6 protein-coding genes are annotated in these 5,775 nt (G+C 46.3%); 4 read left to right on the top strand and 2 right to left on the bottom strand.

Annotated features, from left to right (window positions below):
• Positions 1-125 precede the first annotated feature (125 nt).
• Complete coding sequence (locus AC3A8L_RS19270) at positions 126-1,346, bottom strand: cation:proton antiporter (protein WP_487963899.1); 1,221 nt, start codon at positions 1,344-1,346, stop codon at positions 126-128.
• A gap of 3 nt (positions 1,347-1,349) precedes the next feature.
• Positions 1,350-2,075: an esterase/lipase family protein gene (locus tag AC3A8L_RS19265; protein ID WP_487963898.1), complete on the bottom strand. Its 726-nt coding sequence runs from the start codon at positions 2,073-2,075 to the stop codon at positions 1,350-1,352.
• A gap of 244 nt (positions 2,076-2,319) precedes the next feature.
• Between AC3A8L_RS19265 and AC3A8L_RS19260 the strand changes: the two genes are divergently transcribed.
• From AC3A8L_RS19260 to ureC, 4 genes are all read left to right on the top strand, one after another.
• Positions 2,320-3,168 carry an urease accessory protein UreD gene (locus AC3A8L_RS19260; protein ID WP_487963897.1) on the top strand — a complete coding sequence of 283 codons (849 nt, stop codon included), beginning with the start codon at positions 2,320-2,322 and terminating at the stop codon, positions 3,166-3,168.
• 67 nt (positions 3,169-3,235) lie between these two features.
• Positions 3,236-3,538 carry an urease subunit gamma gene (ureA, locus tag AC3A8L_RS19255; protein WP_487963896.1) on the top strand — a complete coding sequence of 101 codons (303 nt, stop codon included), beginning with the start codon at positions 3,236-3,238 and terminating at the stop codon, positions 3,536-3,538.
• 22 nt (positions 3,539-3,560) lie between these two features.
• The gene (locus tag AC3A8L_RS19250; protein ID WP_487963895.1) at positions 3,561-3,869 is read left to right on the top strand and encodes an urease subunit beta; all 309 of its coding nucleotides are present in this window, start codon (positions 3,561-3,563) and stop codon (positions 3,867-3,869) included.
• 26 nt (positions 3,870-3,895) lie between these two features.
• Positions 3,896-5,605 (top strand): urease subunit alpha, encoded by a 1,710-nt coding sequence (ureC, locus tag AC3A8L_RS19245; protein WP_487963900.1) that lies wholly within the window; start codon positions 3,896-3,898, stop codon positions 5,603-5,605.
• Positions 5,606-5,775 lie beyond the last annotated feature (170 nt).

Genomic DNA, 5,775 nt, shown 5'->3' with positions numbered 1-5,775 from the left:
CTACCTAGAAAAATTGCTTTTTAGCATGTGAATATTTCATGCGTTTGCCCTGGGGCTACGCCAACTAGCGGCCTAGACCTATCGCAGTCCCTTCGTTTAATTGAATAAACTATTATGCCTCGTCACTAAGTTTTAGATTTTAGGCGGGCGGGTGTTTTGGTTGCCGCTGGCTTAAAGCGCTTAGACCATGGAAAGGCGGTTATTCCATGCAGTGTTACACTTAAAATAACGGTAATTGTGGCGGTGTTGATTATAGTGGCGCTGTGCTCTAGGTCGCTTTGCATTAGCATAATAATGAATACAATACTGGCGAGCCCGCGGGGGCCAAACCACCCTACAAAGAGTTTTTTCTCGGTTGATAAGGGGGTGCCGGTAAGGCTAATAAAGACCGGTAACATACGAATAACCGTTAAGCTTAAGGCGGCATAAAGTAGTTCTTGCCAGACAACGTCCCTAACGATGTCTACCATTAAGGTTCCAAATAAAAGCCATGTTAGCAGCGAAAATATTTCACCATTAATTTCGGACTCTGCGAGTTCTTCGTTGTAAGCACCGTGCAGTTTCTCGCCAAAAAATAATCCACCACAAAAAGCCGCAATAAAACCGCTGCCGCCTAAATACTGCGCTAGTCCAAAAGTCATTACAGCAAGGGATATGGTGGGGACGAGTATCCAGCGTTTGGATATCCAGCGGGCTTTTATCGCGTGCCGGCACAGCAGCCAGCCTGCGGCACTCATGCAAACACCCACAACAAAACCAATTCCAACTTCTTTAACAATAGTAACCAGTAGAAAGTGGCCTAAGGATTGATCGGGCCCAGTCCCTTGTGCTAACGCCAAAAAGACTAATAAAAAAGGAACGCAAATACCATCGTTCAGGCCGCTCTCGGCATTAAGTCCACGACGAATTACTTGGGGTACTGCGTGGTTTTTTATGACGGCTAAACCCAAAGCTGCGTCGGTAGGGGCGAGAATAATACTGAGTAATACGGCGTGCACCCATGTGAATTCAGGAAATATTAAAACCGCGATTAAAGCCCCAAGGGCTAAAGTCATAGGGAGGCCGGCCAGTAGGGTTCTTGTTGGCACTAGCGGGTGCTTGCTTAGGGGTTTTAAACCGATGCTTGCGGCATCGTTAAATAACACGATAGCGAGGGTTATTTCGGCGAGTGTTTTAATGACTTCTATATCGGCATTGAACGAAAAAATACCGAAAACATTAGGTCCAAAAAAATACCCAATCGCCATAAAAATTAAAGGCCCACTGATCCATGAGCGCTCGATTAAACCGGCGATACAGCCAAAAATAAGCGTGCATCCTGCAATAAATGCTATATCGAGATACATTGTTTAATCCGTTGTTGGGTTGTTGTTGTTGTTGTTGCGATCAAATTTACCGTATTGCAAAAAATGGTTTACTTGCTGAATAACCGCCTTGTTTTTCATCATGAATGGGTGTGTGACATGCAGCGTTATATGGTCTTTCATGCTGTTAAGTTTAGTGCGCTCAACTGCGACTTTGCCATCATCGGGGCCTGGAATAATGGCCGATAAAATAAGGTTGATAGAGCGATCCCCCGCAATAATACCGACCTCCGCAGTGATTTCACCCAGCATCAACGGGATGCTATTAGCGCTTGTTCCCAATTGTTTGCCTGCCGGACCATTAAGCCACTCAAGGCTAGGCCAGTGATCAAGGGTGTCTATGACTTCGCTGCCTTGATTCGGTGGCCCAAGCATTACGATACGACCCAGCTGTGAAATAGTGTGATGAGCTAAATATTGGCGAATAATGATGCCACCCATAGAATGAGTAACAAAGTGCACGGTTGTATCGCTGCACTGTAGCAGTGCGGGCTCAATAGCGATAACGGCCAATGCTTCTATCGGATGCTCTCTTGAAGGGTAGTCAACATTGATGACTTGATAGTGTTGCGCAAGGTTGGTCTCGAGTTTATTCATTGCATGACTACTGCGTGCAAGCCCATGTAAAAGAATAACGCAATCAGCGTGGGCCGCGACCGACAAGCCTACCGAGCTTAATAGTGTGAGTATATAAACCCAGAGTTTTCTCATGGTCGCTGCCTGTCTTTTGAGTTTGGGTGATGGATCCCTAACATAATCTAGTCCGTTGAATACTACTAGTGATGTAAGGGGGCTCGATATTTAGGAGTGTCTTAAAATGGTGCGCGATACGGCACTGTAATTCTATTTGTGCATTATTGGTGCGCTAACTTTACTTCTATGCCCAAAGCATCGCGATTCATGACTGGTACAAATCTTGATTAGATAGGTGTTAACTTTTGTTAATCGGAACGTTATGACTGCGCAAAAAATGCCTTTACCTCGATCTTGGCAAGCTCGTTTGGCGCTGGATTTTGCGCTAAGAGGCGAGAAGACTCGAATTGTGGGTAATACTCACTTCGGTCCACTGCGTGTCCTTAAACCGTTCTACCCAGAGCCTACATGCTGCCACACGTATTTAATTCATCCGCCCGGTGGTTTGGTGCTAGGGGATGAGCTGCGCATAGAGGCCAGGGTACATAGTGGTGCGCACGCGTTAATAACAACGCCATCGGCCGGTAAAGTTTACGGTGTGGATAATGCTATAGAAGAGCAACGACAAACCGTTGAATTATCGGTTGAAGACGGTGCGTGCTTAGAATGGCTGCCGCAAGAAACCATTGTTTTTAGTGGTGCGAATACACAGTTGCATACGGAAGCCAACTTAACGGCTGGCGGCAAATTGGCGTTATGGGATGTGGTGTGTTTTGGCCGGCCCGCTAGCCATCTAGCGTTTGATACTGGGCATTGTTTGCAATCGATTCGAATTACCCGCGATGGCATTCCATTGTTATTTGAACGCAATGTTGTTGATGGCGATAGCGCACTGCAAAAAAGTGTGTGGGGTCTTGGCGGTGCAAATAGCATGGGGACTTTTGTGCTAACGCTAGCGACAACGCGTGAGCAGCGGCAAGCCTTGATGGATACGCTACAGCAACAATTTGAAGGCCGCTGGGGTATTACGCAAAAAGGCGAACTGTGTATTGCGCGTTATTTAGGCGATTCGGCAAGTCAATGCCGCTTAGGCTTTGAGTATTTGTGGCATGCGTTACGCGGCGAACTTATCGGTAAAAAAGCAATTTCACCGCGAATTTGGGCAACGTAAAAATAGCAGGCTAAAGCAGCCATTCAATTTATTACATTTTAAAAGACTTATTATTTAGAGGCCTCCAATGGAGCTTACCCCAAGAGAAAAAGACAAATTATTGTTATTCAGCGCTGCGCAGTTGGCTGAAAGACGTAAAGCGCGTGGCCTAAAGCTAAATTATCCCGAAGCCGTTGCTTTAATTAGCTTTGAGATTATGGAAGGCGCGCGTGACGGTAGAACGGTTGCCGAATTAATGTCTTTTGGCCGAACGTTATTAACGGTGGATGATGTTATGGAGGGTATTGAGCATATGGTTCAGGAGGTGCAGGTGGAAGCGACATTCCCCGACGGTACCAAATTAGTCACTGTCCATAACCCAATAGTTTAGCCCCAGCAAACGGAGCAAAGATATGATTCCTGGTGAGTATAAAATAGCTGACGGGGTAATTCCGTTAAATGAAGGGCGTGTTGTTATTAGTCTATCCGTTGCCAATACTGGCGACCGTCCTGTTCAGGTGGGTAGCCATTATCATTTTTATGAAGCTAATCCCGCGCTGATTTTTGATCGTGAAAAAACAAAAGGTTATCGTTTGAATATTGCGGCGGGTACTGCTGTGCGGTTTGAACCCGGCCAAGACCGCACCATAGAGCTAGTGGCTTTAGCGGGGCGGCGAAAAGTGTATGGTTTTCGTGGCGACATTATGGGGGATTTAACATGAGTGATAAAAAAACCTCTTCGCAGACTATGGATAAACGCGCCTACGCTGAAATGTTTGGCCCAACCGTTGGCGATAAAGTGCGTTTAGCGGATACAGAACTTTGGATTCAGGTCGAAAAAGATCACACTATTTATGGCGAAGAAGTTAAATTTGGTGGCGGTAAAGTGATTCGTGATGGCATGGGGCAAAGCCAAGCGAGCTGCTATGATACGCCCGATACGGTGATTACTAATGCTCTAATTTTAGATCATTGGGGAATAGTTAAAGCCGATATCGGGATTAAAAATGGTCGTATTGCTGCGATAGGTAAGGCCGGCAACCCGGATATTCAGCCGGGTATTACTATTGAGGTTGGCCCCGGTACAGAGGTGATTGCCGGCGAAGGTAATATTGTAACGGCTGGTGGTATTGATGCGCATATTCACTTTATTTGCCCGCAGCAAATAGAAGAAGCCTTAGTGAGCGGTATAACCACAATGATTGGTGGCGGTACTGGCCCTGCGACGGGAACGAATGCGACAACCTGCACACCCGGACCTTGGCATATTGGGAAAATGCTGCAAGCAGCAGAATCATTCCCGATGAATTTAGGCTTTTTAGGTAAGGGTAATGCAAGCTTGCCCGAAGCCTTGGAAGAACAAGTTAAAGCCGGTGTTATTGGGCTTAAATTGCACGAAGACTGGGGCACCACGCCAGCTTCTATCGACTGCTGTTTAAGTGTGGCTGAAAAATATGATTTACAGGTAGCGATTCACACCGATACGCTTAATGAGTCGGGCTTTGTGGAAGACACTATCGCAGCCTTTAAAGGCCGCACTATTCATACTTACCATACCGAAGGTGCGGGTGGTGGCCATGCTCCCGACATTATTAAAGCCTGTGGTTTGGATAATGTTTTACCCTCCTCAACAAACCCTACACGGCCTTACACAATTAATACCGTCGACGAGCATCTCGATATGTTAATGGTGTGCCACCACCTTGATCCCAGCATTCCTGAAGATGTGGCTTTTGCCGATTCACGCATTCGCAAAGAAACCATTGCTGCCGAAGATATACTGCATGATTTAGGCGCTTTTTCGATGATCTCTTCCGATTCGCAAGCAATGGGACGCGTTGGTGAGGTGGTAACACGCACCTGGCAAACCGCACATAAAATGCGCGTACAGCGCGGCCCTTTACCCGAAGATATGGTCGATGGTAAAGATGCCGGACACGATAATTTTCGTGCGAAACGTTACATCGCTAAATACACGATAAACCCCGCTATTGCCCACGGTATTAGCCATGAGGTGGGTTCGATTGAAGTTGGCAAACTCGCCGATTTGGTTTTATGGAAACCGGCATTTTTTGGTACAAAGCCTTCTTTAATTATTAAAGGCGGTTCCATTGCGATGGCGCCAATGGGCGACCCTAATGCTTCAATCCCTACTCCGCAGCCTGTGCACTACCGCCCAATGTTTGGTGCATATGGTAAAGCGTGTATTCAAACATCGGTAACGTTTGTATCGCAAGCGGGTATAGCTGCGGGTATTGCTAAAACCTTTGGTTTAGAGCGGCCCTTAAGCGCCGTGAAAAATTGCCGTAACATTAAAAAGTCCGATATGGTTTTAAATAATTATCAGCCGGTAATGGAGGTTGACCCTCAAACCTATGAAGTAAAAGCTGACGGACAAACGTTAACCTGCGAGCCGGCGGAAGTTTTGCCCATGGCACAGCGATACTATTTATTTTAAGGGTCGATAGGGGAAGTCTATTTTAATAGCGCCCAATATTTTTTGTTATTTAATATTATTTTGTCACTATTTAGGTGAGTTCGAAATCATACGTACCCAAAAGGCGAATTGATTGTTTTCTGGGCATTCAAGCGTCGGGCCTTGCAGGGATAGCAAGGGGGAGAAAACGC

The sequence above is a fragment of the Marinagarivorans sp. genome, assembly GCF_982758155.1.
The sequence above is the reverse complement of the archived record's forward strand: the minus strand, read 5'-3'. Positions and strand labels throughout refer to the sequence as shown.

Excerpts from the sequence above, each read along its gene's own strand:
- ureC (WP_487963900.1), top strand. The coding sequence starts at position 3,896 with ATGGATAAACGCGCCTACGCTGAAATGTTTGGCCCAACCGTTGGCGAT.
- ureA (WP_487963896.1), top strand. The coding sequence starts at position 3,236 with ATGGAGCTTACCCCAAGAGAAAAAGACAAATTATTGTTATTCAGCGCT.
- AC3A8L_RS19270 (WP_487963899.1), bottom strand. The coding sequence starts at position 1,346 with ATGTATCTCGATATAGCATTTATTGCAGGATGCACGCTTATTTTTGGC.
- AC3A8L_RS19265 (WP_487963898.1), bottom strand. The coding sequence starts at position 2,075 with ATGAGAAAACTCTGGGTTTATATACTCACACTATTAAGCTCGGTAGGC.
- AC3A8L_RS19250 (WP_487963895.1), top strand. The coding sequence starts at position 3,561 with ATGATTCCTGGTGAGTATAAAATAGCTGACGGGGTAATTCCGTTAAAT.
- AC3A8L_RS19260 (WP_487963897.1), top strand. The coding sequence starts at position 2,320 with ATGACTGCGCAAAAAATGCCTTTACCTCGATCTTGGCAAGCTCGTTTG.